General features: G+C 51.1%; 24 protein-coding genes and 2 tRNA genes. 11 read left to right on the top strand and 15 right to left on the bottom strand.

Annotation, left to right across the window (positions count from 1 at the left end):
* Positions 1-15 precede the first annotated feature (15 nt).
* Positions 16-1,329: a UDP-N-acetylglucosamine 1-carboxyvinyltransferase gene (gene murA, locus EKK48_02530; GenBank protein ID RTL46231.1), complete on the bottom strand. Its 1,314-nt coding sequence runs from the start codon at positions 1,327-1,329 to the stop codon at positions 16-18.
* 372 nt (positions 1,330-1,701) lie between these two features.
* Here murA and EKK48_02525 point away from each other — a divergent pair, with 372 nt between their 5' ends.
* Positions 1,702-2,103 carry a cytochrome c gene (locus EKK48_02525; GenBank protein RTL46230.1) on the top strand — a complete coding sequence of 134 codons (402 nt, stop codon included), beginning with the start codon at positions 1,702-1,704 and terminating at the stop codon, positions 2,101-2,103.
* 79 nt (positions 2,104-2,182) lie between these two features.
* Here the strand turns inward: EKK48_02525 and EKK48_02520 are convergent, their stop codons facing one another.
* From EKK48_02520 to EKK48_02505, 4 genes are all read right to left on the bottom strand, one after another.
* Positions 2,183-2,755: a hypothetical protein gene (locus EKK48_02520; protein ID RTL46229.1), complete on the bottom strand. Its 573-nt coding sequence runs from the start codon at positions 2,753-2,755 to the stop codon at positions 2,183-2,185.
* Between the two features lie 116 nt (positions 2,756-2,871).
* Complete coding sequence (locus EKK48_02515) at positions 2,872-4,470, bottom strand: DUF87 domain-containing protein (protein RTL46256.1); 1,599 nt, start codon at positions 4,468-4,470, stop codon at positions 2,872-2,874.
* A 71-nt stretch (positions 4,471-4,541) separates the two neighbouring features.
* Positions 4,542-4,814 (bottom strand): hypothetical protein, encoded by a 273-nt coding sequence (locus EKK48_02510; GenBank protein ID RTL46228.1) that lies wholly within the window; start codon positions 4,812-4,814, stop codon positions 4,542-4,544.
* A gap of 110 nt (positions 4,815-4,924) precedes the next feature.
* Positions 4,925-5,006 (bottom strand) — tRNA-Leu (locus EKK48_02505).
* A gap of 419 nt (positions 5,007-5,425) precedes the next feature.
* Between EKK48_02505 and EKK48_02500 the strand changes: the two genes are divergently transcribed.
* A complete protein-coding gene (locus EKK48_02500) occupies positions 5,426-5,938 on the top strand; it encodes a bifunctional nuclease family protein (GenBank protein ID RTL46227.1) in 513 nt (170 codons plus the stop codon).
* A gap of 9 nt (positions 5,939-5,947) precedes the next feature.
* Here the strand turns inward: EKK48_02500 and EKK48_02495 are convergent, their stop codons facing one another.
* The 5 genes from EKK48_02495 to mdh form a co-directional block, all read right to left on the bottom strand.
* A complete protein-coding gene (locus EKK48_02495) occupies positions 5,948-6,310 on the bottom strand; it encodes a hypothetical protein (protein ID RTL46226.1) in 363 nt (120 codons plus the stop codon).
* A 49-nt stretch (positions 6,311-6,359) separates the two neighbouring features.
* Positions 6,360-7,307: an RluA family pseudouridine synthase gene (locus EKK48_02490; protein RTL46225.1), complete on the bottom strand. Its 948-nt coding sequence runs from the start codon at positions 7,305-7,307 to the stop codon at positions 6,360-6,362.
* Positions 7,294-7,836: a signal peptidase II gene (gene lspA / locus EKK48_02485; protein ID RTL46224.1), complete on the bottom strand. Its 543-nt coding sequence runs from the start codon at positions 7,834-7,836 to the stop codon at positions 7,294-7,296. The genes EKK48_02490 and lspA overlap by 14 nt, the downstream gene beginning before the upstream one ends.
* A gap of 2 nt (positions 7,837-7,838) precedes the next feature.
* A complete protein-coding gene (locus tag EKK48_02480; GenBank protein ID RTL46223.1) occupies positions 7,839-9,047 on the bottom strand; it encodes a nuclear transport factor 2 family protein in 1,209 nt (402 codons plus the stop codon).
* A 112-nt stretch (positions 9,048-9,159) separates the two neighbouring features.
* A complete protein-coding gene (mdh, locus tag EKK48_02475; GenBank protein RTL46222.1) occupies positions 9,160-10,194 on the bottom strand; it encodes a malate dehydrogenase in 1,035 nt (344 codons plus the stop codon).
* A 182-nt stretch (positions 10,195-10,376) separates the two neighbouring features.
* Here mdh and EKK48_02470 point away from each other — a divergent pair, with 182 nt between their 5' ends.
* Genes EKK48_02470 through EKK48_02455 form a run of 4 tightly spaced genes read left to right on the top strand, consistent with a single transcriptional unit; the run spans position 10,377 to position 15,868 of the window.
* The gene (locus tag EKK48_02470) at positions 10,377-11,093 is read left to right on the top strand and encodes a PDZ domain-containing protein (protein ID RTL46221.1); all 717 of its coding nucleotides are present in this window, start codon (positions 10,377-10,379) and stop codon (positions 11,091-11,093) included.
* A 17-nt stretch (positions 11,094-11,110) separates the two neighbouring features.
* On the top strand, positions 11,111-11,983 hold the full coding sequence (locus EKK48_02465) for a sugar phosphate isomerase/epimerase (protein ID RTL46220.1): 873 nt from the start codon (positions 11,111-11,113) through the stop codon (positions 11,981-11,983).
* 1 nt (position 11,984) lies between these two features.
* On the top strand, positions 11,985-14,888 hold the full coding sequence (locus EKK48_02460; protein ID RTL46219.1) for a hypothetical protein: 2,904 nt from the start codon (positions 11,985-11,987) through the stop codon (positions 14,886-14,888).
* 56 nt (positions 14,889-14,944) lie between these two features.
* Positions 14,945-15,868, top strand: coding sequence for a hypothetical protein (locus tag EKK48_02455; protein RTL46218.1), 924 nt, complete (start codon positions 14,945-14,947; stop codon positions 15,866-15,868).
* Positions 15,869-15,939: 71 nt separating this feature from the next.
* Here EKK48_02455 and cobS read toward each other — a convergent pair whose 3' ends face one another.
* The 3 genes from cobS to lipA are packed head-to-tail and all read right to left on the bottom strand — an operon-like array spanning position 15,940 to position 19,000.
* The gene (gene cobS / locus EKK48_02450; GenBank protein ID RTL46217.1) at positions 15,940-16,716 is read right to left on the bottom strand and encodes an adenosylcobinamide-GDP ribazoletransferase; all 777 of its coding nucleotides are present in this window, start codon (positions 16,714-16,716) and stop codon (positions 15,940-15,942) included.
* The gene (locus EKK48_02445; GenBank protein ID RTL46216.1) at positions 16,713-18,074 is read right to left on the bottom strand and encodes a hypothetical protein; all 1,362 of its coding nucleotides are present in this window, start codon (positions 18,072-18,074) and stop codon (positions 16,713-16,715) included. Before EKK48_02445 ends, cobS begins: the two co-directional genes overlap by 4 nt.
* Before the next feature lie 17 nt (positions 18,075-18,091).
* Positions 18,092-19,000, bottom strand: a complete 909-nt coding sequence (gene lipA / locus EKK48_02440; GenBank protein ID RTL46215.1) for a lipoyl synthase — start codon at positions 18,998-19,000, stop codon at positions 18,092-18,094.
* Positions 19,001-19,213: 213 nt separating this feature from the next.
* Here lipA and EKK48_02435 point away from each other — a divergent pair, with 213 nt between their 5' ends.
* The 3 genes from EKK48_02435 (at position 19,214) to prfA (ending at position 21,358) form a co-directional block, all read left to right on the top strand.
* On the top strand, positions 19,214-20,023 hold the full coding sequence (locus tag EKK48_02435) for a triose-phosphate isomerase (protein ID RTL46214.1): 810 nt from the start codon (positions 19,214-19,216) through the stop codon (positions 20,021-20,023).
* 120 nt (positions 20,024-20,143) lie between these two features.
* Positions 20,144-20,230, top strand: a tRNA-Ser gene (locus EKK48_02430).
* A gap of 33 nt (positions 20,231-20,263) precedes the next feature.
* Positions 20,264-21,358: a peptide chain release factor 1 gene (gene prfA / locus EKK48_02425; GenBank protein RTL46213.1), complete on the top strand. Its 1,095-nt coding sequence runs from the start codon at positions 20,264-20,266 to the stop codon at positions 21,356-21,358.
* Positions 21,359-21,363: 5 nt separating this feature from the next.
* Here the strand turns inward: prfA and EKK48_02420 are convergent, their stop codons facing one another.
* Positions 21,364-22,539 carry a tetratricopeptide repeat protein gene (locus EKK48_02420; GenBank protein RTL46212.1) on the bottom strand — a complete coding sequence of 392 codons (1,176 nt, stop codon included), beginning with the start codon at positions 22,537-22,539 and terminating at the stop codon, positions 21,364-21,366.
* A gap of 27 nt (positions 22,540-22,566) precedes the next feature.
* Here EKK48_02420 and prmC point away from each other — a divergent pair, with 27 nt between their 5' ends.
* Both prmC and hslO read left to right on the top strand, forming a co-directional pair.
* Positions 22,567-23,505: a peptide chain release factor N(5)-glutamine methyltransferase gene (prmC, locus tag EKK48_02415; GenBank protein RTL46211.1), complete on the top strand. Its 939-nt coding sequence runs from the start codon at positions 22,567-22,569 to the stop codon at positions 23,503-23,505.
* Between the two features lie 32 nt (positions 23,506-23,537).
* Positions 23,538-24,449, top strand: coding sequence for an Hsp33 family molecular chaperone HslO (hslO, locus tag EKK48_02410; GenBank protein RTL46210.1), 912 nt, complete (start codon positions 23,538-23,540; stop codon positions 24,447-24,449).
* A 50-nt stretch (positions 24,450-24,499) separates the two neighbouring features.
* On the opposite strand, the gene rpmB is transcribed toward hslO, so the two are convergent.
* Positions 24,500-24,703, bottom strand: coding sequence for a 50S ribosomal protein L28 (gene rpmB, locus EKK48_02405; protein RTL46209.1), 204 nt, complete (start codon positions 24,701-24,703; stop codon positions 24,500-24,502).
* Between the last annotated feature and the right edge of the window lie 10 nt (positions 24,704-24,713).

The raw sequence follows: 24,713 nt of genomic DNA, 5'->3' as shown, positions 1-24,713 counted from the left end.
GATAAGAATCTTGGGCTAACGTCTCCAGATGTCTCCGCCCAATCCTCTAAGTTTGTCTTCAAGCCCGTCATAACCCCGGTCGAGATGATGAAGACCTGTAACTTCAGTCACTCCGTCGGCGGCTAAGCCTGCAACTATGAGAGCTGCGGCGGCTCTCAAGTCTGACGATTTGACTTCTGCACCCATCAACTTGGGCACGCCCTTGATCACGGCCGAATTGCCTGTCAGAACAATATCTGCACCCATTCTGCGCAGCTCACCCACTTGCATGAAGCGATTTTCGTAGATCGTTTCAGTAATGATTGAGGTGCCTTCAGCAGCTGCCAGTACCGACATGAGCGGCGCTTGCAGGTCGGTCGGGTAGCCTGGATAAGGAACGGTCGTGACGTCGGTAGCGCGCATGCGACCGGTTGCTTTCACCTTGATCGTATCCGGTGCAAAGATGGAGATTTCAGCGCCCATCTCTGAGCACTTGTTGATCACCGAGTAAAGGTGATGCGGATTGACACCATCAATAGTGATGTCACCGCCGGTCGCCATGACGGCAAACATGAAAGTGCCGGCTTCGCATCTGTCTGGAATCGTGTCTACGACTGCACCGTGCAGGTCACTCTGCTTAACGCCGTCGATGACAATCTGATAGGTGCCTGCGCCGGAAATTTTTCCGCCGATGGCATTGACAAAGTCAGCGATATTGGAAATTTCAGGATCTTGAGCGGCGTTCTCGATAATGGTTTGACCTTCGGCAAGAACTGCTGCCAGCATGATGTTTTCGGTGGCGCCGTTAGATGGGCGTTCGAGATAAATGCGGCTACCAACCAGCTTGTCAGCACTGGCATAGACATAGCCATGATCGATACCGACTTCGGCTCCGAGTTGTTTCAGACCGCGCTCGTGCAAGTCGATACGGCGTTCGCCGATGGCACAGCCGCCCGGCAAGGATACTTTCGCTTGACGGAAGCGGGCCAGAAGTGGACCCAGCACCACAAACGAGGCTCGTAGTTGGCTGACCAATTCGTAAGGTGCTTCGAAATCATTGACATTGGTGGCATCGATTCTTACTTCGCCATCGCCGACGTCGACGGTAGCTCCAAGCTGCCGAATGATGTTCGCCATCATATGTACGTCGGTCAGATTCGGCACGTTTTTCAAAACGGTGACGCCTTCGACTAACAGCGCTGCTGCCATCATTTTCAGCACTGCATTCTTTGCGCCGTCGCATCGAACTTTACCGAAGAGCGGCTTGCCGCCTCTGATAATTATTCTCTGTTCTGCTTCTGGAGGACCTTGTTTGACTGGAGGATCAAGGCGATGTGCTTGTGGGTTCATTGATGATTAGCCATTCTAGCTGGGAGCTTGTATCTTTTCACTGGCCTGTGATCTGGTTGCGCTTTGCTCCGTGCGCGCACTGATCCCTGAACTTCGCGTACATCAATCAAGCATGTGGCAGTTACTTGTTTGTGGTTCGGAAAATAGCTTCCGAATATCCGTGCCGCGATTTAGTAACAACAAGGAATTTCTAACAAGGAGCGAATATTTTGCCCCTCTTCTTTAGAATAACCCGCAGAAGTAAACATCGTGTTAAGTTGGCTAAAGTATGGATTAAAGCGCCTTATTTGCTGTAGCCAAGATCAGGACTCGTTATTGGAAAATTGATGACAATTGCTTGATCAAATGCTCATGTAAAACTGTGGTAAAGTCTTGATTTCCCCGGGAAAAGTATTACCGATCGTGTCAATTTTTATGCGCAAGCGATATCTCCTTGTTTTAGCTGGATCCCTGATGCTGAGCGGCTGCGCGATGACTGAAGAAATGCGCCGCATCAACGAAACAAATCAAGCAGAACATGTTCGCGAAGTGGGACGAAGCACCAACTTAACCGGCGAGCAGCTGTTTATCAGAAGTTGCAACACATGTCATCCGGGCGGCGGTAAAGGATTTGGCCCCACCCTGGAGAATATGTCTAAGGACTTTCCCACAGACGAGGCCTTGAAAGCGTTTATTCGCAAGGGGAAAGGTGTCATGCCCGCCCAACCCAAAGACACCATCAATGATGCCGAGATGGATGAGCTGATCGTATATCTTCGCAATCTTACTTTCTGAGGATATCTGTTCCAGATATCTATCCCAGAAGCGATATCTGAGCCGGAGCGCCTCGATTTGAAAGGCATCGAATGTGGTGCTAGTTCATCAGCATTCCCAATATCCAGATCACTACGACCAGAAACACGAGTCCCATAATGATGCGTGAAACGATCGTCGGGCTGGTCATAATCACAGGTTTGACCGGGCTATATTTGATGAAGGCAGGAATGACCCGATCTCTGTCGGCAAGGTATATCGAAGTGATAAACATCGGCCAAACACGCTTGCTGTCCGGCTTACTCTTATATAAAAGTACGACGAGCTCCCGACTCAAATACGCTTTGGTGATCTGATCCCAGTTAACTGTTTTGCGTTGCGGCCAGTATGGTCCGCGGTATTTGATGCCGTGCCCGCTCAGCTGCAGGCTGGAGGGGCTGATATAGGGTCGCAATCCGACCAGAATCGACACAGCCGAGATGGTAATGAAAAATCCCTCGACATTGACGAGGAGTTTCCAGTTGTGTGCCAGGATGAGCGGCTCCCAGCAGTATTTAGTCAAGCCAAGATAAGCGGACGCCAAAATGAAACACATGGCCAGTTCAGTCGGGTCGCGTGCTTCGACGAAGTTGTCTTGAGGGTCGCCTTCCTGGTTTTGTTTCTCGGGTAGCATCAAAAGCCCGTTTTTCTGTCTGCGACTGCTCTCAGAAGGCTAGATTAGCTCAAAGAGATCGACCCTGGCAAGAGTGTAAACCCTTGCTCTCAGTCTCGATTCTATTTTGCTCATGCTCAAGCTCCGAAAACTTCCTCTGCCGCTTTCATCCCCTTCTCTTGACGAGTTCGAGGATCCCCACCGTCGGCTGCTTCGCTGCCTGGTGCGATTGCTTTATAAAATTCACCGTCAAATGCTCTGGTGCGCACTACGACTGGCATGGGCACAGCATATCCAAGCACCAGGGCTTGCTGTTTCGGGTCAAGCTGCGCCAGCACGGTGCGTAATGTCTGGCTGCCGGAGACACCTGTAAAAGCTGCGTCTATATCCTTGTCGTCGTTGAGGAGTGCTGTTACGCGCGTGCCTATCTGGCTGAGAATTTCCGGGTCGATTCCGCTTGGGCGCTGGTCGACTATGAGCAGTGTGACGAAATATTTGCGCATCTCTCTGGCAATAATTCCAAAAATTGTTTGGCGCGCCACCGATGGTGCCAGAAATTTGTGCGCTTCTTCGATAACAATGGTCAGTTTCCGCGGTGCCGGGACATTGTCCGGGTCAGCTTGATGCAGCTCGGAGCGTTTGACGTATTCGGAGTGAAGGCGGCGCGTAATAATGTTGGTTGCCAACATGTAGGAAAGGAGGTTATTTTGGCGGCCAAATTCAAGCACGATGTGACGACCGGCCTGGATGTATCGAAGGATATCGTCGATATAGTTATGGGCGCAGCGCGGACGCAGATAAGAAGTCTTCTGAATGACTGTGTTCAGCCGTCTCTGCAAGGTCTTGATAGCGGTAGGGTGTCCCTTGTAAGTCTCACAGAATTCCTCGATTTCCTCACCCGACATATCCATCAAGGTTGAAATCCAGTCCTGACCGAACTTCTCTTTGACGATGTAGGCATTTTCGAGAGTCGCTTCAGACAGAGCTAACTCTGATTTGAGCAGCTCCAGATCTTCGATTTCGATCTGGTTATATCCTATATAAAGCTCGTGCGCGTCGGGAATGCCTCGAGCTCTGGAAGATTCGGCGTCCAGGCTGAACACCGCCACCTGTTGACCAAACAGTTGTTTCAAGCCTTTTACTCGCGGAGCAGATTTGTTTTCGGACATGGCCTGCCAGCCGTATTCGTTGTGCATGTCGAACACGAGTACTGAAGCCACGTCTTTGCTGATCAAGCCGCACAAAAATATGCGTGTCAGGAATGATTTGCCGGTCCCCGATTTGCCAAAAATTCCGTTCGAGCGTTCGACGAATCTGCCCAAATCCACACAAACCGGTGTTTCCATGTTGAGTGGGCGTCCGATATTAAAGTGCAAATCGCCCGGGCGATCGCTTTCTTTTCCGAAGACTAGAGCGAAATCGGCGCTGGTTGCCTCGTTGACATGTGAGAAGTGGCTCGGAATCGTCTTCACTGGTCGCAGCTCCGCACTGTCTGCGGTGGCACCAGTTTCCAGCATCAGCATTGGCTGCACTTTGACTGTGCCAAACGTAGAAACGCCGGAAAGCACTTCCAGGAGAAAGTCATCTGCCTGAGGCGGATTTGTCAGTATGGTCGGGTTGCTTGCCGACAGGCTGACGTCGGTGAGCATGCTGAAGAAGCGTGAACTCTTGCCTTCTACGACAACGAAACGACCTACTCTCAAATCTTCTACAGAGTGTGAGAGGTCAAGCCGCATCTCAAGACCAGTTGAGAGCGAGCCTTGAGTGATGATGCCCAAATAGTTGGGACCTTTCTTCACCTATTTCGCTAGCCAATCTGAAAGCCAATAGCCTTGGCAAACAATTCAATAGCCTGATCGCGCTGCTTGGCGTCGTAAGTTTCTCTGCGCACCACATCTGATTCGTCGTTGCCGCGATATTCTGTGATCGTGTAGCTGAGAGGCTCATGCAGACTGCGTTCCAGCCGCAATAAGTTACCTGTCGTGGTTGTCGCGCCCACCAGTCCCCAGATGCCTTCTAGCGAATTGGAGATATCTTCAATTGTGTGCGGCCATTGGGCTCGGGTTGAAGTTACGGTCATAAGCGTACTCCTCGAGAACTAGCAGAGTGTGTGCTCACGGGATGCGTCGAGGAAGTCCTCGGGTATTGCATGCAATCCGCGGAAAGGTTTCCTTGGATACGAAAAAAATTTGTCCGGAGAGGGACTTGAACCCTCATTGGTTGCCCAACACGCCCCTCAAACGTGCGCGTCTACCAGTTCCGCCACCCGGACTCATCGCCTGTGAAGTTCGGCATTCTGCACACTATTGTAATTCTAATAGCGGCGACTTTGCCAAGCTCAAATACGTTCAACAGACAAAACGTTGGAATAGTTTATTGCATGTTGGTCGAACCATCAATAGCCCGATTTACGGAACATTTATCGCTGAATCGGCGTCCAGTACTGTATTCTCGTCTCTTGAGAGCGTCAATGCGTTAAGCTGTGGTTGTTCAAAAGCCTCTCGACACAAGTATTTCCGAAGATTTACAAGCGAAAAATTTATCTACAGAACAAATAAAAGCGGGGATGTTGGGCATAAGTTAAGATGGATGGAATGTTCGGGTTTTTACCAGACAGGGCGTCAACTCCGCGGTTTGAACTGCTTGATCCAAAAGCGAAACTAGTCCGGGGGCATTCGTGGAAACATGTCTATGATTGAAATGTTCGTAGCAGGAATTGCTTTAGATGCCAGAAACGGACATCCCATCGTTGTTTTGAATGACAGCACCAAAAGGCGAGCATTGCCTATCTGGATAGGTATGGCAGAGGCGAATGCCATTACCAGGGCGCTTGACAATGTCAAGCCCGAGCGACCGATGACACACGATCTGCTTCTCAACGTGATTACGCAGCTTGGTTACAAGGTGAAACAGGTCGAAATTAATGAACTGGCGTCCAACACTTACTTTGCAACCATTTTGCTTTTAGTAGACGATCCTGAGCACAAGCTCGATACCACCAAATCAATTGACGCTCGCCCCTCTGATGCGATCGGTCTGGCATTGCGAGCCAAGTGCGCCATTTTCGTGTCAGCTCAGGTGGTAGCTGACGGAACGATTCCTGCCGACTTTGAAAAAGACGAAGCTGAAGCACAGGAATTCAAAAAGTTTATTGAAGGCTTGAAAGCCTCCGATTTTAAAAAGGGTGCTGGACCGTCTGAATAATCAGCCGGGTCAGTTTGACTTTTTCTTCTCCAGCGCTTTGCTGAGGGCGGCTTCTAGCGTCGCAACTTTGGCTTCCAACAGTTTCACCGTATCCGATGCCACTTCCTTAGCCAATTTTTGATCTTGCGCGGCCCACTGCTCCAATTTCTTTTCGCTGCGAACCTCAACAATTTTGGTTTGCCACACGGCGATGCTGGCTATCAGACCGGCTACCCATGCACCGATCAGGGCGCCGCCAAGTGGAATCGGGGTGGCGTTTCCAAACAGATTGAATGGAATCGATTGCCCGTTTTGAACGGAAACTGTGATTACGGTCAATCCGAGCAGAGCGGCCAGACCTAGAACAATGTAATAGAAGGATTTCGTGCCCATGGTTTATCCGCTTGAGACTAATTGGACGATCACTCAGTGAAAGGCTTGATCAACTGAGTTTTGAAAGCAGAGTCTGAAAATCCTCGGGAAGAGGAGCCTCAAATTCTAACAGCATGCCTGTGGTCGGATGCGTGAAACTCAGTTGAGCTGCATGTAAAGCCTGACCCTTAAGCCCCAATTTATGGCGCGCAGCCTCGCTTCCGCTTGATTTCGGATTGTATAGCAGGTCGCCCACCACCGGATAACCGAGGCTGGCCATGTGCACTCTAATTTGGTGTGTGCGTCCCGTCTCGAGCATTACTTTTACCAGTGTGAACCTGGAGAAGCGCTCCAGCACTTGAAAGCGGCTGACTGCTTTTCTACCGTTTGTGACTATCGCCATTTGCTTTCGTCTGGTGGGGTGGCGCCCAATCGGCTTGTCGATTGTTCCTGTATCAGGCTTCATCACACCCTCGACCAGAGCGACGTAGTTTCGTCGTGCTGTTTTTGCTTTTATCTGCTCAGCTAGATGGCGGTGAGCCAGATCGTTTTTTGCTATGACGATGAGCCCGGAAGTATCTTTGTCTAAGCGGTGTACTATGCCGGGTCTGACTGTGCCTGAGATGCCGGAGAGGCTGTCGCGCATGTGGAAGAGCAGTGCATTGACGAGCGTGCCGGAAGAGATGCCTGCTCCCGGGTGTGTCACCATGCCGGCGGCTTTGTTGATGACGGCAAGATCGTCATCCTGATAGACGATGTCGAGCGCAATATCTTCAGGTTGCAAATCCAGGGCAACAGGTTCTTGCAACTCGATGGTTATGCGTTCGCCTCCCTGTAATTTCAAACTTGCTCTGGCGGGCTTATCGTTGACGAGAATATCTTCGTCTTCAATCAGCTTTTGTATTCGAGACCGGCTCAGTTCAGCGACTTCTCTGCTCAGGAAGACATCGAGACGAACGCCTCCGGGCTGCGCAGTGCCGTCTACGATCAACTCAATCAGTCCATCATCCTGGATCATGTTGAGCGGCGCTCTCTGTTGCCGGCTGCAAGTCTGATTTTTGATCAGGTTGTGCAGACTTTTCCGACATCATTGCAATTAAGATCAAGCCGATGCCGATATCTATGAATATGTCTGCGCAATTGAAGACGGGAAAGTTTATGAAAGTGAACTCTATAAAGTCCGTCACTCTGCCCTGGCTGAAGCGGTCGAAAAGATTGCCGCAGGCGCCACCGAACAGAAATCCCAATCCTATCCTCTCTACGTTTGAGACCAGCTTGGATTCTCGCTTCAAAACCCATGCCACCAGACACAGTGTCACTACGCTGGCCAGGGCTGTCATCAAATAGCTGTTGCCGGCGCCGAGGCTAAAGGCTGCGCCAGTGTTATGTGTGAGAAAAAAGCTTATGCCGGGAACGAACGGGTAGGCGTCGCCGGCAATGAGCTTGTGCCTCGCCCAGTCTTTGCTTGCCGCGTCAAAAATCAAGCACAACGTGGCCACAAGCGGAATGATCCACTTATGTGACTTTGCCTTTGCTTCCGGATTCATTCCTATTTGGTTGCGTCAGAATCGGGGTCGCTTGGAGTTTCGTCATCCTTGACCGGAGTAAGGTGATCTACAGGAGTTTTAGGTTTTCCTGTTTGCTCGTTGATTTGATTTTTGGAAGGAAGTGCATCGTGCAAAATCGTCTTGGTTGGCGGCTCTTTGCTGTTCTTCTCGACCGATTCAGTACCCTGCTTGATCTTTTCCACCTGCTCTTTTTTGAGCAAGCTGCTGTGAGGAGTGGATGTCTTTTCCACTTTCTCGGTTGCTTTGTCTGAAGACTTATCAGCGGTAATGATTTTGTCGTAGTGCTCCTCGGCGTTGGGCACGACGTTGAGTCGACGGGTCAAAAATGTTATGCCCATGAGATTATTGCGATTTGAATTAGTGATGCCAATTGTCGCCATCAATAACTCATTGCGATTGTTCGTGTTGGCCGGCATGATTCTCTCGAGTGTCGAGCCGTCCAGAGGTCGCCAGGCGTCGGCTGGCTGGGGCTGCGGATATTCGAGGGGTTGGCTTGTTATCGAGCCGACTGCAGTCAGTCCAGTAGGCAAATTGAGCTCCAATTTGGCTGAATATTGTCTGCCTGATTTGACCTGTTCGGGTGCTGAGAAGGAGGCGTTCAGTGATTTAGCCAGACCGAAGGCAACGCGTACTTTTTCGTAGTCGATACGATCGCCGATAATTCTCCAGTTTGAGCCAATCTTCTTGATATAGAGCTGACCTTCTGAGATGGAGTTGAGTTCGCCTTTGGTGTTGATGCCGGGCATCTCCTTGGCAGTGCTACCTACGGCCATATCGCGTGACTCGACCGTGGCAAAATTTCCCTCGATGCGAATAGATTTGGTTTTTGAAGACGATCTGGCATCAGGATAGGTTTTCCAGAAGTCTTCAGTCAGCTTGGAGACGGCTTTCTTGTCCAGACCATCGTTGTTGATGTAATCGTCTGCGTAATAGCTCATCACGTTTTCGAGATTGTGAGCGTTCCATTGCGTCTCTATATTGCTCAGAAGTGTTTCGATTTCTTTGCGCTCGGCTTCGTGTTCTTTGTTGTCGGGTTCCAGTGTGAAGTCGTTCGACGCTGCCGCTGCCGCACCAGGTGTGGTGGCGACAGTGGATGTTTCGATGGCTTGAGAGGGCAGGGCGCAAACTGACGCCAGCAATAAAGATGCAACCACATGTGGTGCTGTTTGTTTACGTGGTTTCGGACTCATCCGCATGCTTTTCTCTCTCTCCAATTCGTGCTCGTTGGTCTACGTCGACCGGAGCGCAGCAAGATCCCAACCTCATATTATACAGGTCAAGACCTTGCTGCGCGTCTTGTTACTAGACGGCTACCAGGAGCTTGTTCATCTGGTCGATGTTTTCCTTGATCGAATCGGCTGATTTCTTCAAGGCGGCTGATTCTTCGGCTGTCAAACTGAGTTCGACAATCTTCTTCATGCCTTCGCGACCGAGTACAGCCGGTAGTCCGATGTAGACATCTTTGAGACCGTATTCACCATCGGCATACACGGCGCAAGGCAGCAGGCGATTTTTGTCTTTCAAAATTGCTTCCACCATGTGAGCCACAGATGCGCCAGGCGCATAGTAGGCGCTGCCGGCTTTGAGCAAGCCAACTATCTCGGCTCCGCCGTTTCGTGTGCGTTCTGCCAGGGCTTCGATGCGGTCTTTAGGCATCAATTCAGTGATAGGAATGCCGTTGACTGTTGAGAAACGGGGAATTGGAACCATCAAGTCGCCGTGTCCACCAAGCACCATGGCTTTAGTGTCTTCAACTGACATGCCCAGTTCCATACCGATGAAAGCCTGGAAGCGAGCGCTGTCCAGCACTCCTGCCATACCGATGACTCGGCTGGTAGGGAGTTTGGTGGTTTTCCAGGTCAGGTAGGTCATAACGTCAAGCGGATTGGTGACAACGATATAGATGGCGTCCGGCGAGAGTTTGATTGTTTTTTCAGCCACTTCTTTGACGATGTTGGCGTTGATTTTCAACAGGTCGTCGCGGGTCATACCTGGTTTACGGGCAACTCCGGCTGTGATGACAACGATGTCTGAATTCTTTGTGTCGGCATAGTCATTGGAGCCGACGATGTTGCAGTCGTGACCGTTGATCGGTGCTGCTTGCATCATATCGAGGCTCTTGCCTTGTGGAATTCCTTCCAGGATGTCTACTACGACAACGTCGGCCAGTTCTTTATCAGCCACGTATTGGGCGACTGTGGCGCCTACGAACCCGGAGCCTACTACAGTAACTTTGTTCACGACAAAACCTCCTGGCCCGCTGGGCCTGCATTCGTGCGCGATACGAGCCGGCAGTCGAGCTGCTCGGGCTTTCCTCGGACAGGCAAAGCGTAACATGGCTTAAGCCTCAGCCCCTGTTTGCTTAAGCATTAGTTCAATGTGCGAATTATTGCCCTGTTAAGGGTGAAAACCGTATGTGCATTGAGGAATTATTGGTTATGCTGAGTAAAGATACTTATGTTCAGGCAGGATCTTCCGGACCATTTAAACGTCGAGGAGATTAGAGGCGTCCTCAGGAGTTGACGATAAAGATTCCACTTGCTAGCTCTGCTGCCCCGATACGGCTGATGTCAATCAGCCGCGTTAGAGCTTGTCTGGCTGCTTTCATCGTCTTTGTCAGCTCCGCATTGCCGGGAGTAGCGGCGCCGCCATCAGATGGTGAACCGATCTTGAAGCTTGATGTGCCAAAGATGGACCAGATGCCTCAGCACAAAACCCTCAAGGGCGGCGTATTCCATCATGAGACGCTGGCTCCCAAGCCGAGCAAGTTGCAAGCCGGCGCTTCAAACCTGAAGGCGAACGTCAAGGCTCAGGACAGTAAATTGAAGTCTCAAGCACCTAAAAAGGGGCTTCTCAACCTCTTCAAAGGTAAAGCAAGTCACGAAAAGACATCTGAACCGCCACTCAATGCACTTGCTCAGACCGGAGTTGGCATCATCGGGGTCAAATTTGTCATCGGCTTTGGGTTGCCACCCACCATCAATAAAGTTTTCCCCGGCACGCCTGCCTATCAGGCTGGTTTGAGGAACAACGATGTGATCGTGGCGGTTGATGGCGTGCCCACCTCCGGACTGACCAAGGAAGAGGTCTACGCCATGATTGTCGGTTTGCCGGATACGCCTGTAACGGTCTCTGTCCTGCGTCACGGCGACTTTATTGCAAAAACCATGAATCGCATGGATTTCAACGACATACCAGATCCTGACGTCAAGCAAGATTACTTGATGAGTATTTAGGTGCTAAACTTTGAGCCATGCGGCTATGCTTCGATGCCACCAGATTCGGTAGCGGTCTTGACGGCGCAATTGAACTTGCTTCGTCCCGCGGATTGTCTGCCGTAGAGTACTCATTCGCGCCTTTCGCCACCGGCAAGGCGGCAAAAGGGCTGGATGCGAGCGAGAAGAAGTCTTTGCGCGAAGTGGCAAAGCTGAGCCGGGAAAAAGGTGTCGACTTTGCCTGTTTGAGTCTTGACTACTGCGTTGACGCTGCCGACAAAAAATCTGTCAAACAGTTTCAAGCGATGATGACCAAACTTGCTCAGGTTGGAGAAGTGCTCGGCTGTTCGCGCATCGCCTTTAACCTCCTGCCTGGAGATGGTGAAGAGTGGTTGCAGTCGGCTGAACAGTGTTTGAACGCGGTCGGCGAAGGAATGGAAAAGCATGGTGCCAAGCCCTTGCTTCGTCTTTCCACACCGCGCCAATTTCGTGGCGTTTCCTTGAAGCGGTGGCGTGCTATGGAACCTCAAGATTGGCGCAATCTGGTCTCTTCTTGCCCCAGTCTCAGTCTCAGTTTTTCGCCAGCTGATTGTGTTTGGCTTGGTATTGACTATTTGCGAGTTCTCTCGGGGGTGGCCTCGGCAATCGATCATGTAGAAGCCATAGATATCGAGATCAATCGCGACCTGCTCGTTGACAGCGGCATGTACGGTCCGCTCTGGTGGCGTTATCGCATTCCCGGAAAAGGTCAGGTCGATTGGGGGCAATTTATAGAGGCGCTGAAGCTTTACGAATTCAGTGGAACGATGTCCATTGACATTGATGATGAGTTTGTCGACAGCGACCAGTTTGAACTGGAGAATGCTCTCGATGCGAGCATAAGTAAGTTGGCACCGTTAGTTCGAGGTTGACATGACCGATTCCTCAACGGCTTATCTTTTTTTGCACACACATTGGGACCGTGAGTGGTATTTGCCGTTCGAGGTCTATCGCGCTCGGCTCGTATCGGTTGTGCGATCGGTAATCGCTGGTTTAAAGGCAGGAGAGCTGCCCAATTTCTTGTTGGACGGTCAGGCCAGTGTTTTGGAAGATGTGCTCGAAATCGACCCGACTCTGTGCACTCCCATTCAGAAGTTGATGGAGCAGAAAGTTCTCTCTGCCGGTCCCTGGTATGTGCTTGCTGACCAGATGCTGGTGCGAGGCGAGTCTTTAATTCGCAATCTTCAACAGGGTCTGGAAGTCACGGCAATGTACGGCACTCCTGCCATGATCGGCTATTGCCCTGACACCTTCGGTCATACAGCTGACCTGCCGCGTATTCTGCAAGGTTTCAATATTGATACTGCATACGTCTGGCGCGGCGTGCCATCGCTCGATTCAGGACCGGTTTTTCTCTGGCAGAGTAACGATGGCAGCAAGGTCGTTTCTTTTCAGCTGTCACGTGGATACTACGATGCTGGCTTTCATAATGCTAAGGAAGATACTGATCTCCTCGCTCATGTGAAACGGTGGATGCCTCCAAATGATGCGCATTATTGCAAACAACTGCAGGCTGGTTTGGTGCCGGTAGGCGCCGATCACCTCGCTCCGCCCAGAAACATGACCCAGTTGCTCGACCGCTTAACAAAGGCGATCGACGCTGCCTACAGTGGGTCGGGGTCCGAACGGCACGATAGTAAATCTGGCGCAGGCGACGCCAATCTGGCTGTGCTCGACCACGCACTGCAAGTGGTGCCTGTCGCCCTGACCGAATTCAGTGAAAAGTTGAAGTCGATCAACATTGATTCATTACCCGTGATTGAGGGCGAGTTGCGCGACAACAGTGCCGCCCTTGTCTTTGAGCGTGCTTATCTGCTGCAGGGAGTGCTCTCGAGCCGTCTTTATTTGAAGCGCGAAAATTACATTGCTGAGCACAGACTGGTAAATCTGGTCGAGCCGATGCAGGCGATTTTGTCGGCTTTGAGAATTATCGACTATCCATCCCATGAGCTGAAACACGCCTGGAAACAGCTTTTGCGTAATCACCCACATGACAGCATTTGCGGGTGCAGTATCGATTCTGTGCACCGGGAAATGCAGTCACGCACTGTGAAACTGCATGAGCTTTTGAATGCGCTGGATGCCGATGCGGCCCGCGCCATTGCTGCTCCTGCCCCGGCACCAGGCACTGCCTCTAAGTTGATGACTGCAGCAAAACCTCTGCCCATAGTAGATCCTTCTTTCGCTCCCGACCGGATCTCTTTTTTCAACACCTCAGGCGAGTCGCTGGTTTCACCGATTCCATTCGTCTGGGCTACTGAGGAAGATGCCTCTGGTGAGCCGTTTCTGGAAGATCCGGAGCGGTCGGATATCCAGATTGTTGCTTCCGAGAAGTCTGTCGAAATTTTTTCAGGATATGACAACGAGCCGATTGTGAAACCAGTGAATGTGCATCACGGTTGGCTCTGGTGCGACAGACTACCGGCTTTCGGCGGCAAAGTGATGAGCTGGAGTCAGAATGCATCTGTCAATCCGTCCCGGCAATTGCCTAAGAAGGTCGAGCACGTCAAGCGTGTGCGTGAATTTGTTTCTGTCGATGCGAGGCGCATCAGCAACGAGTTTCTCTCTGTCGAAATCGAGCCTGATGGCACTTTAATAGTGATCAGCCATGAGACGCGACGTCGTTCCAAAATGTATAGACTCGGGCATAGCTTCCGCGATGTGGCTGATTGCGGTGACTCTTATAACTTCGATCCACTGCCGGGGGATAAACCCGTCATGGCTAAATTTGTCGGCGTGCGTCAATCTCTGAACGGACCGCTTGTTGGTTCACTATTGTTGGACTATGAGATAAAGATTCCGCTTGAACTGGAAGAAGTGAAAAAGCCGACTATGACTGATGGTTTCCCCGATGAGCCATCGGCTTTCGTGCGCTCCAACAAAGGCATAGTGCATAAAATCAGAACAGAAGTGTCGCTCAGACGTGGCGTTCCAATCGTGTTTTTTGATACTCAGTGGGAGAACAAATCATCCGACCATCGCCTGGAAGTGCTTATGGATACTGAGCTCGATGTGCAGATGAGTTTTGCGGAAAATCACTTTAGTGTCGTGAAGCGCGAACGACCTCACATGAAAACCAAATTGCCTGTTGCCAAAGGCACTGAAGCGCCGCTCGACAGGCTGCCCTGCCAGCGATTTTTTGTCGCCAACGACCAGGTCTACTTCAACGCCGGGTTGCCCGAGTACGGTATGGATGGATCGAACGTCGCGATAACTTTGTTGCGGGCTTTTACACATCTGTCTCGGTCTCGCCTGCAGACTAGAGGCGGCGGCGCTGGTCCGGGAGTGCCTACACCTGAAGGCAACTGCCTGGGCTTGAACAGGGCAACGTACGGCTGGTCTCCGCTTTCATCAATGCGCGGTGGGATATTCACCGATTCACTGTCTGAGTCACAACTGATTCGCGTTTACAAACTGGTCGAGCTCTTTGAGGGGCGATTCCGCGCTGCTTTGACCGATAGTCGCTGGAGCGATAAGGTGGGCAGCTTGATCAACGTCGAAAACCCGGCCGTGCGGCTGGTTTCGTCATATGTTTTCGACCAGTGTTTGTATCTAAGGCTGCTGAATGTTACCGATTCGGTGCAGGATACCCGTATCAATCTGCGCCTGCCGGTGCGGGCTGCCTATAGATGTAAACTCAATCAAGAGCCTGTTGAAGAGGTTAAAATCGAACTCGCTCAGGGCAATAACCCAGCCCGCATTTCCTTGCTGCCCGGTAAAAACGAACTGTTCACCATTAAACTGGAACTCGATCATGATAAAGAGCCCTTGTCCTGAGTTCCCCGACACTGCTGGATGAGCGAAATTAAGGGTAAAGTGGGTACAATTCGGTTATGCGTAAATCTCAAGTTTATCTTCCCTTAGCAGCTGTCATCCTTGCACTGAATATGGTGCCCGGTTGGGCTGCTAAAAAAGACATAGTCGACTCTCCCTTAGATGAGCAAACTCAGTCGTCACTGCGTCGAGCCTGCAAATCGGGGAACGCTCAAAAAGCTCTTCCGGTCGTAATGCAGGCGCTACAGGGTGCCAACGATATTCCAAAGTGTCTGGCTATCGCTGCCTATACTGAATCTGCCGGAGCATCTATGCTGGACGCTCGCCGGCAGTGCATGGTCAAAGCCCTGTCGCTCTGTCAGTCACGGCAAGACTTTATTCAAGTGGCGCTAAAGTCAAGGCAGTATCAGTGTTATGAAGTGACCAGAGATGCTGTCCACTCGTTGATAGGCAGCGCCACATCTATTGATGACCTCTATGATCTGGCTCGAAAGACTCAGGAAGTAGCACTCAATGACGTCGCTCACCTCTCCATGGAAAAGGCGTTTACCCTGGTCAAGACCGTGCCTGAGTGCCTGGCTTTTGCCAGAGAAGCGAAGCTTCTATCCATGGATGACCTCAATCGCAAAGCGTGCAAAGACTTGATTGATGACGAACCAAACGCTCACGAGTTGATGGTGATTTTGCATTACATCGAGCCATTCAAGCTCAAGGACCTTGACCGTTATTGCATGAAAAAGGCTCTTGACCGGGCTGTTTCCGAGCAAGATTTTCTGGACATTTACAACGCATCGCAGCGGCGCGGCGAGGGCGACATTTTTCAAGTTGCACTCTATCGCGGCAGGAAGGCTCGGTTGATGCAGCAAATCAAAAATGAGCAGGAAACCGCTCAGCAGGCACTGGATGCTCAACAGGCCAAGGCTCAGCAAGACTTGCAAACCCAGGGAACGGCAAATCCTTCTCAGCAGAACGCCGGATTTTAGACCCTGGCATGACTTTTGCTCGGCCGAATGCCTGATTGGAGCAGTCAATCCTTCGCGTGGTCAGCCCCTGCTTACAGCTTCGAGCAGTGCATCAGCGCAGCAGCGAGTATGCCGGCAGCCTCTGCAAATTCTACAGTTGCACCATAAGTGTCGCCCGTATGACCGCCTAGTTTTTTGTTCAACCAGCCTGCACAGAGCATCCCAGAAAAAAGTGTGATGACGGGAGTGACCAGTGCGCTTACTGAATGGTTCGCATAAAACACGCCTGCTACAGAAACGGCAGGCAGGAATGCCGACATCCAGAAGTCGCGTGGATAGTCTGTCGTATCGTGCCAGATTTTTCCCTTGCCTTGTTCTTTGAGATATTTGAATCTGCCGATGGCGTAAACTTCCGCCAGCCGTGCAAAAGCCGGCACAAGAAAAATGGACGTCATAAGTGCTGCACCGGAAAGCGATGCCAATCCGGAAAATTTGACAAGTAGAAGTAAGACTCCGACGATTACGCCGAAATTTCCCACTCTTGGATCTTGCATTATTTCCAGCATGCGGGCAGGGCTTTGATGCGAAAAGATTCCATCGGCCGTATCCATCAAGCCGTCCAGATGCAGACCGCTCGTGAAAATAAACCAGAATAAAACGAGACCTGCTCCCAGCACTAGATATGGTGCGTGTAGCGTTTCAAGAACTCTGGTGGATAGAACCAGGCATCCGCCAATCAGAAGTCCAACTGTAGGCAGATACTTGGACAGTCCCGAAAGCATTTCCTCCGGGTTCTCGAGATCCACTTTATAGATTGGCAAGCAAGTAACGTAGGCAGCAGTCAGGGCTAAGCGACGCAAGAAACTCACTTCTTCTTGCCCTCTGGTTTCTGCACTTCAGCCGTATACTCCGGTCTGTCCGGGAAGATCGTCCAGTTGTTCAGGACGAGCAGCTCGCGCTTTGAATCATAATATTCAACTGCTTCCTGAGTTTCTCTAAGAATATCGGGATCGCAGTCGAGATCACGGGCGCGTTCTAAAATCTTGGCGACAATCTCATCGATTGATTCAGCTCGGGATTCCTCCCACGGCATGATTGCTTCGTCGGCAAGCAATCCAGCAATTTCCGGTGCCACCGGTAATGGTTCCTGCCAGGTCAGCCCGTACGCAAAGATGCTGCGCGAATGCATATGCTCTACAAAGGCCTGGTGCGGACCGATGATGTCGGTAGCCCAGGCTAATATCAGCAAGGCTCTGTCCGGCCGATGGGGACCTTTATAGCTGTCGCAGGGAATCTCCATCAGTTCTGCCAATATGCGAGCCAGTGGACGAGCGTTCGGGTTGTAGAACTCTACCGCTTCGAATTCGATGCGCAGCCCTTCAAGCAAACCTTTGAGAATGGCCAGAGTGGATGCAATCGACATCAGATCTTCTTTCTGGTTGGCATTCTCTTCGCTGTTTCGCAGCAAAATGCCACCGTAGAGAACAAATTGCCAGTCGCGCGGTGTGAACGTTTGCTTGTTTCCGAGCAGCTCGAGCCGCTTAAGGACGACTTTTCGATGTTGCAGTTCGCGCTGCTCGTCTTCCTCGTGTGTTAGTGTCGCTAGTTTGTCGATCATTTTTTTTGCTTCCGGAATATTCCGGGTGAGTGTATAGCAAACTGACAAATTCAAGACGGTGTCGAAATCTTCGTTGTCCTGTAAAACCAGTTGGAAATGTTTGATGGCGTCCTCGAATCTGGCCAGAGACATCAGCGAAAAGGCTATTTCATAATTGACGGTCGGTTCGTTCGGCATCAAATTTAAGCAGCGCTCAAGCAGCATTACGGCTAGCTCGTGCTGCCTCAGATCGATGAGCCCGAAACCTGCCTCGAACAATGCATATGGAATGTCATCAGCACTAGAATTGTCGCTGGCTGCACTCTCTTGTACCGGCACTGTATCTGGTGCGAAGGACTGGTCGTCTGTCTTTGTTTGCTCTGTCTTTTCGGTTTTTGTCCAGTGCGCGTCAAGCAGGTCGGATAAGCGCTTCAGTTTGCGTGATACCTCGCTTCTGCCGGCTTCGTGCATCAACTCACCGAACATCGCGATAGCTCTGGTATCAAGCTCGTTTTCGAGCCAGTAAGGTTTGAGCGTGGCAAGACACTGTTCCAGCATGCCCTCATCAAGTAAGCGGCGAGCTTCGAGGAGTGGCTCCGGAATTTGTTCTTCAGAAGTCGTCTCTGTCACGCTCAACTCCTAAATGGTCAAACAAGCTGCTCGGCTAATTCTTCTGCGTGATAAGAACTTCTTACCAGCGGTCCTGAGTGCACCATTTTGAATCCAAGTTTCCAGGCTTCCGCGCCGAGCTCGTCAAATTCTTCCGGCGTCACATAACGTTTGACCGGCAACTGATCTCGGCTCGGTCGCAGATACTGACCCATGGTCAGAAAATCGACATCAATGGCACGCATGTCTTTCAGTACTTCAAATATCTCTTCTCTAGTCTCGCCAAGACCGAGCATTATTCCTGACTTTGTCGGAATGTCAGGGCGCAGTTTCTTGGCAATTTCCAGAACTTTCAAGGACCGATCATATTTTGAACCTGGTCTGACTTTGCGATACAGCCGTGGCACAGTCTCTATATTGTGGTTGAAAACAACAGGGTCGGCAGCAAGAACAGTAGCAACGCACTCTTCTCGTCCCTGGAAATCAGGCGTTAGAACCTCTACGGCGACGTCGGGAATCAGCTCTTTCAAAGCAGCGATCGTACGTGCAAAGTGATTGGCGCCTTGATCCGGCAGATCGTCGCGATTGACTGAAGTCAAGACGACGTGCCGTAAATTCATCTGGCGCGATGCTTCGGCTACCCGGTATGGCTCATCGGGGTCGAGCGCGTCCGGCATTCCTTTATTGACTGAGCAGAACTTGCAAGTTCGTGTGCAAAGGGGTCCCATCAGCAAATAGGTAGCCGTGCCGCGCGCCCAGCACTCGCCTTTGTTGGGACATCTGCCGCTTTCACAAATTGTGCTCAGCTTCTGTTCTTTCAAAATAGAGCGAACTTTCCGGTTCTCTTCCGTGTTGAGAACGGTCCGTCGCACCCATTCGGGCAGTCTTTGAATCTTTTCAGCCTCATCCACTGTGCCGCTTTGCGACTTGGATTGCAAATCAGTCATGTTCAACAACCTATTTAACCGTCATCGTATTTTAGGGCATAAGCGATTGGCGGCCATCTTCGAGGCCACTTTTTGGGGGTAACTCCTTCGTGCTTCGTCATGTATTGGTGGGCAAAATCGGTTGATGGGGTAGAATCTGGGTCTTAAAGAGAGAAAAGTCCGTGCAGTTAAGTGCCCGACTTTGCAGTCATATTTCGAGCTGGGAGAGTTGAAATGAGCAATCCAAAGCGCAGCAAAATTATCGCGGGCAACTGGAAGATGCATAAGAATCGCGCCGAAGCCAGGGCTTTAGCCGAGGCGATTGCAAAAGGCGTGCAAGGCGAAAAAGACCTTCCGGTCGTCGTTCTTTTTCCTCCTTTCACGAGTGTTGCCCCGGTCGGTGAAGTGATCAAGGGCTCAGCTGTAAATCTCGGCGCCCAGAACATGGATCATCATGACAGCGGCGCCTTCACGGGCGAAGTCTCACCGCCTATGCTCATCGACGTCGGCGCAGAGTACGTTCTGATTGGGCACTCCGAACGCCGTCAGTTTTTTGGTGAGACCAATGCCAGTGTCAATCTCAAGCTCAAAGCCGCTCTCAAGCACGGGTTGAAGCCGATTGTCTGCGTTGGAGAAAGCCTGGACGAGCGCGAAAACAATCTCACTGATGCGGTCGTGCGTCGGCAAGTAGGTGCGGCTCTGGCAGATCTCGAAGTGGGTGATTTGAAGACTCTAATCGTTGCCTATGAGCCCGTCTGGGCCATTGGTACCGGAAAAACCTGTGAGGCTGGTGAAGCCAATCGCGTCTGCGCCCTGATTCGCGCCACTATTAACGATGTCTTCCGCAGCGAAGATTCTGCCCAGGCTGGCGATGCCGTGCCGATTCTCTACGGCGGTAGCGTCAAACCTTCCACCATTGATGAGCAACTCGAACAAAGCGATCTTGACGGAGCGCTTGTTGGCGGCGCAAGTTTGACGGCTGAGGAATTCTTGCCGCTGATCAAATCTGCTCAGAAAAAAATTCGCTCACTCGTCAATGTTTAAGCGCAATTAAGTAGCAACATCTCTAGATGGTTCAGCTGCTGCCCAATTTTGTCGAAAGCATTTGTTGCTATCGGCTGCCTTGGCTACCTTCCTTGATATAATGGCACTTCCAGATTACTCGGAGAGGTGTCAGAGTGGTCTATCGTGCAGTCCTGGAAAGACTGTCTGCGCTAAAACGCAGCGAGGGTTCGAATCCCTCCCTCTCCGTTCTTTTAAACTTATTAAACGCAGGCTGCGGTTATGGATCATTTTGTCGAGAAGCTAAAAGAGATCGAGCAAACTTACCTTGAACTTGAGCAGAAGCTTTACGATCCTGATGTAACTGCAGATCTGGCCAACTACAAGAGACTCAATCAGACCAAGCGATCTCTTGAACCGACCATTGAAGCTTTCAATAAATATCGGAAGCTCACAGCCGATATCGCCGACTATCAAGAGATGCTGCGTGACGCCGAACCAGGCGACCGAGAAGAGATCGAGACTCAACTTGAAAGCAGTAAGAGCGAACTGGAAGAAGTTACGACTCGGCTCAAATATTTATTGTTGCCGCGTGACCCTAACGACGAAAAAGACATCATGGTGGAAATTCGCGCCGGAACAGGTGGCGACGAAGCCTCGCTTTTTGCCGGCGATTTGCTGCGCATGTATCTGAAATATGCCGATCGTTTGGGATGGAAGCCCGAAATTGCCAGCGCCAGCGAGGGCGAACTGGGCGGATACAAAGAAGTAATCGTCAGCTTCAAGGGCGAAGGCGCTTACAGTAAGTTTAAGTATGAGTCAGGTGTGCACCGTGTGCAGCGTGTGCCTGCGACCGAGGCAAACGGACGCGTTCACACCTCGACGGCTACGGTCGCCGTCATGCCTGAAGCTGATGAAATCGACGTGCAACTTGATGAAAAGGATCTGGACATCTCCACGATGCGGTCTGGTGGCGCCGGCGGTCAGAACGTCAACAAGGTGGAAACGGCTGTGCGCATCGTGCATAAGCCGACTGGTTTGATGGTTGCTTGTTCAGAAGAGCGCAGCCAACTGCAGAACAAAGAACGCGCCAAGCAGATTTTGCGGGCAAAACTTTTCAAAATGGAAACGGAAGCACAGCAAAAAGCCATTTACGACGAACGCAAATCGCAAGTCGGTACTGGAGATCGTTCTGAGAAGATTCGCACTTACAACTTCAAAGACAACCGTGTCACTGACCATAGACTGAATATCAACTTCAGTCTGGGGCAGGTTCTTGAAGGTGATCTGGACCGAATGATTGAAGCTTCCATCTTGGATGATCAGCAGCGTCGGCTGGAAGAATCGCTCGGTAATAACGATTCATTTCCAAGCTAACCGGGTTATTTGGCGGGCGCCGTCGCCGGTTCTAAATGCTTCTCTGCTTCAGTCTTTTGCTCAGGCTTGAGCTCGACTTTCGGCTGTCCGGAGTTTTGTTCCGGCAGCGGTGGCTCACTTTTTATTTGCCCGGAAACGTCCTTCTCAGCTGGGTCTGGAAGCACCTGCCCTTTGACTGTCTGTGATGCTGCATCTGGTGGCAGTGTTTGCTGTGTTGCTTTCAGTTCGGTGGTGTTTTTGCTGATTACTTTTCCTGCCACGTCAGCTGTCACTTTGGTGCTTTGCAATGCTGCATCGGTGGCGGTGCTTGTGTTTGTCCCGGATAGTTTGCCTTGAGTGGCTGATTGTGCGGTTTGCTGAAGTTTCGCTCTGGTGTTGGTAATAGCTGCTGCAGTCGAGGTGGATGCACCTTGCTGTCTCAGGGCTAATGCAACTTCGCCTAAATCGACGCCGTGGTAAAAATTGAAACTGTCGGTCTTGATATTGGGCGGAAACTCGATTGCCGAAGTGCCGTCCAGGTTGCGAACAACCTCAAGCAATGCCGCATTTACCGACTCATCGGTTGTAGATCTGTTCACCCTTGCTCTCAGTTTGCGATTGCGGTCGACATAGTAATAGAGTTCTGAAATGCCGGTCATGTTTTGCCAGTTAGGCACCATGGCTAGTATTACCTTCATTTCCAGTCTTCTAAAAGCTCTGTCGTAATAAACACGCCAGACGCTCCATTCTTCCGGCGACAATCCGCCGTGTGCCTTTTCGACGCCGTCGTGGTGGCTCTCTGTGCCGATCGGGCAGCGGATGGCCGTGCGCGATACGCCATTGTAATTGGTGCGGTAGTATTGCGTGCTGGTTCTTGAGTTGTGATTTCTTTGTCTGATGCCAGCGAGAGCACTGCTGCAGTATGTGGCGATAGGACCGCTGCCCGCAAGTGCATAACCCAGTTCGTACTCGCGCACGGACTTGACTGAGTCACCTGTCTGCAAAAGAGCATTAGCTAAGTTGTAGTGAACTTCTGGATTTTTCGGGTCTTGTTGGGCCGCTGCGGTTAGCGTAATGACTGCTTCGCTGAATTGACGGGCATTATACTGACGTACCCCACGCTGGAGAGCAGTTTCAGCCAACGATGGTGCGGGCATAACTGCAAGCACCAGTAAGACGGCTAAAATTTTGATCCGAGCCATTGCTGAGCACTGACTTTAACGTGGGTGATGAGGTGCCATCTCTTATCTACCCACCTGGTGCGTTTTTCTACACCAGCGCTCGTACGGGAACGCCTGAGAATGACAACCTTTGCCGCGGCAAAAAAAATGATTTTCAATCGACTGGGCGCACTTGGTATTGCGGATCATGAAGCACGTCGAGAGTGCGAATTGATAATTTTACATGCAACCGGGTGTGATACCGCGCAGCAAGTTCTCAGAGCAACAGAGGCGCTCGCACAATCTCAAGAGCAGGTAATTGAGGAAATAGTGGCGAAGCGTGAGGCACGTGTTCCATTGCAGTATTGCATCGGGCATACGTGGTTCATGGGCTTGCGATTTGATGTCGAACCGGGCGTTCTAATTCCAAGAGCGGACACGGAAGCTCTCGTTCATAAAGCCAGTCAGTTGATTTCTTTGTCTGATAATCAGGGCGACTTGAACGTGGTTGACGTTGGCATCGGCAGTGGAGCCATTGCCATCAGTCTGCTCAAAGCTCATCCTGCCCTAAAGATAGTCGGAGTAGATATATCCGAGACTGCCTGCCGGATCTCAAGTCAAAATGCTGTTCTAAACGGAGTTTCCGACCGGCTGCGCATCGAATGTGGTGATTGGCATGAACTTTTGCCTGATGACATCGATGTTTTCCTCTCTAATCCACCGTACATTCCCTCGTTTCAAGCATCTCAGCTTCAACCCGAAGTAGGCATTTATGAGCCGAAGGAAGCTCTTTTTGGAAAGGAGGACGACGGTCTTGGCTTTTACAGAGATTTTGCCAGGCTGGTTCCGCGCCGATTCCGCACCGGTAAGGGATGCATCGCAGTCGAGGTGGGAGACGGCCAGAGCGGCTCTGTATGCGCGATTTTCGAGGAAGCAGGATGGTTGCAGGTGCAAGTAGATCTTGACATGGCCCGCTCACCAAGGGTTGTAACGGCCAGAATGTCATAAAAAGGTTTTAAAATAAGTTGTAAACTGCTAGAATGGTTGGATTGGAGCCCGTTCTGGACTATTCGGATATGAAAGACGGCATTCTCAAGGCGATTTCCGCCGATGGCACCATTAGAGCGGTGATCGCCACCACTACCGATCTTGTCGAAGTCGCGCGGCAGCGGCATCAATTGTCCTTTACTGCTACGGCAGCCCTGGGCAGGGCACTGACAGCCGGGGCACTGCTGGCTCCTCTAGCTGCCAAAGATGGTCAGGTTCTGCTCAAGTTCCAGGGCGATGGACCGCTTGGAAAAGTAGTTGTCGATGCTTCTCCGAAGGGAACTGTACGTGGTTACGTACAGAATCCGAATATAGAGCTGCCACTCAATTCTCTGGGAAATTTCGACGTCGGAGCTGCGATTGGCAAGACGGGATATCTTCACGTCACAATTGACCATGGCTTCGGCGGACCCCACATGTCAACCGTTGAGCTCGCCTCTGGCGAGGTCGGCGAGGACGTCAATCGTTATCTTGTCAATTCCGACCAGACCGGTTCTGTGGTCGTGGTGGGTACTCATTTGAGCAAAAATGGGGTTGAGGCTGCCGGCGGTCTGATAATACAAATGCTGCCGGACCATACAGAAGAAACTATCTGCCAAATCGAAAACAACATCACGACTTTTGGCGCGTTCACGTTTCTGATGCGCCGGGGGATGGGTCTCGAGCAGATCCTGGAGAGAATTTTGGCAGGCTTTGAGATAACTGCCCTGACCGAGGTCAAACCCCTCTCATTCAGGTGTAAATGTTCCGATGAGCGCTTTGTAGAGGCTCTGAAGGTGTTTCCCAAGCAAGACCTGATTTCGATGGCAGAAGAGGACGGACAGGCCGAGGGACGTTGTCATTTCTGCAATGAATTTTATTACGTGGGAAAAGAACGATTGCTCGACCTGGCGCGGGGGCGCTAGATCGAGCGTATAGAAGTTCCAGAAGCGAATGACGGAGAGATCCTGAAGAACTAGATAGCTCTTTGGATTTTTCCTGCTTTGATGCAAGAGGTGCAAACCTTCAGTCTTTTGACGGTCTTATTGACGAGCGCCTTTACGGGTTGAAGATTTGGAAGCCATCTCCGCTTGTCATGCGGGTTCCAGTGAGAACGCAAGAAGGTGTAGCTACGACCTGTCGTAGGCCCCTTTCCGCAAACATCACAACGTTTAGCCATAGTTCGATTA

This window comes from Candidatus Melainabacteria bacterium (assembly GCA_003963305.1).
Lineage (GTDB): Bacteria > Cyanobacteriota > Vampirovibrionia > Obscuribacterales > Obscuribacteraceae > PALSA-1081.
Note: the sequence above shows the minus strand (reverse complement) of the source record. Positions and strands in the feature narration are given on the sequence as shown.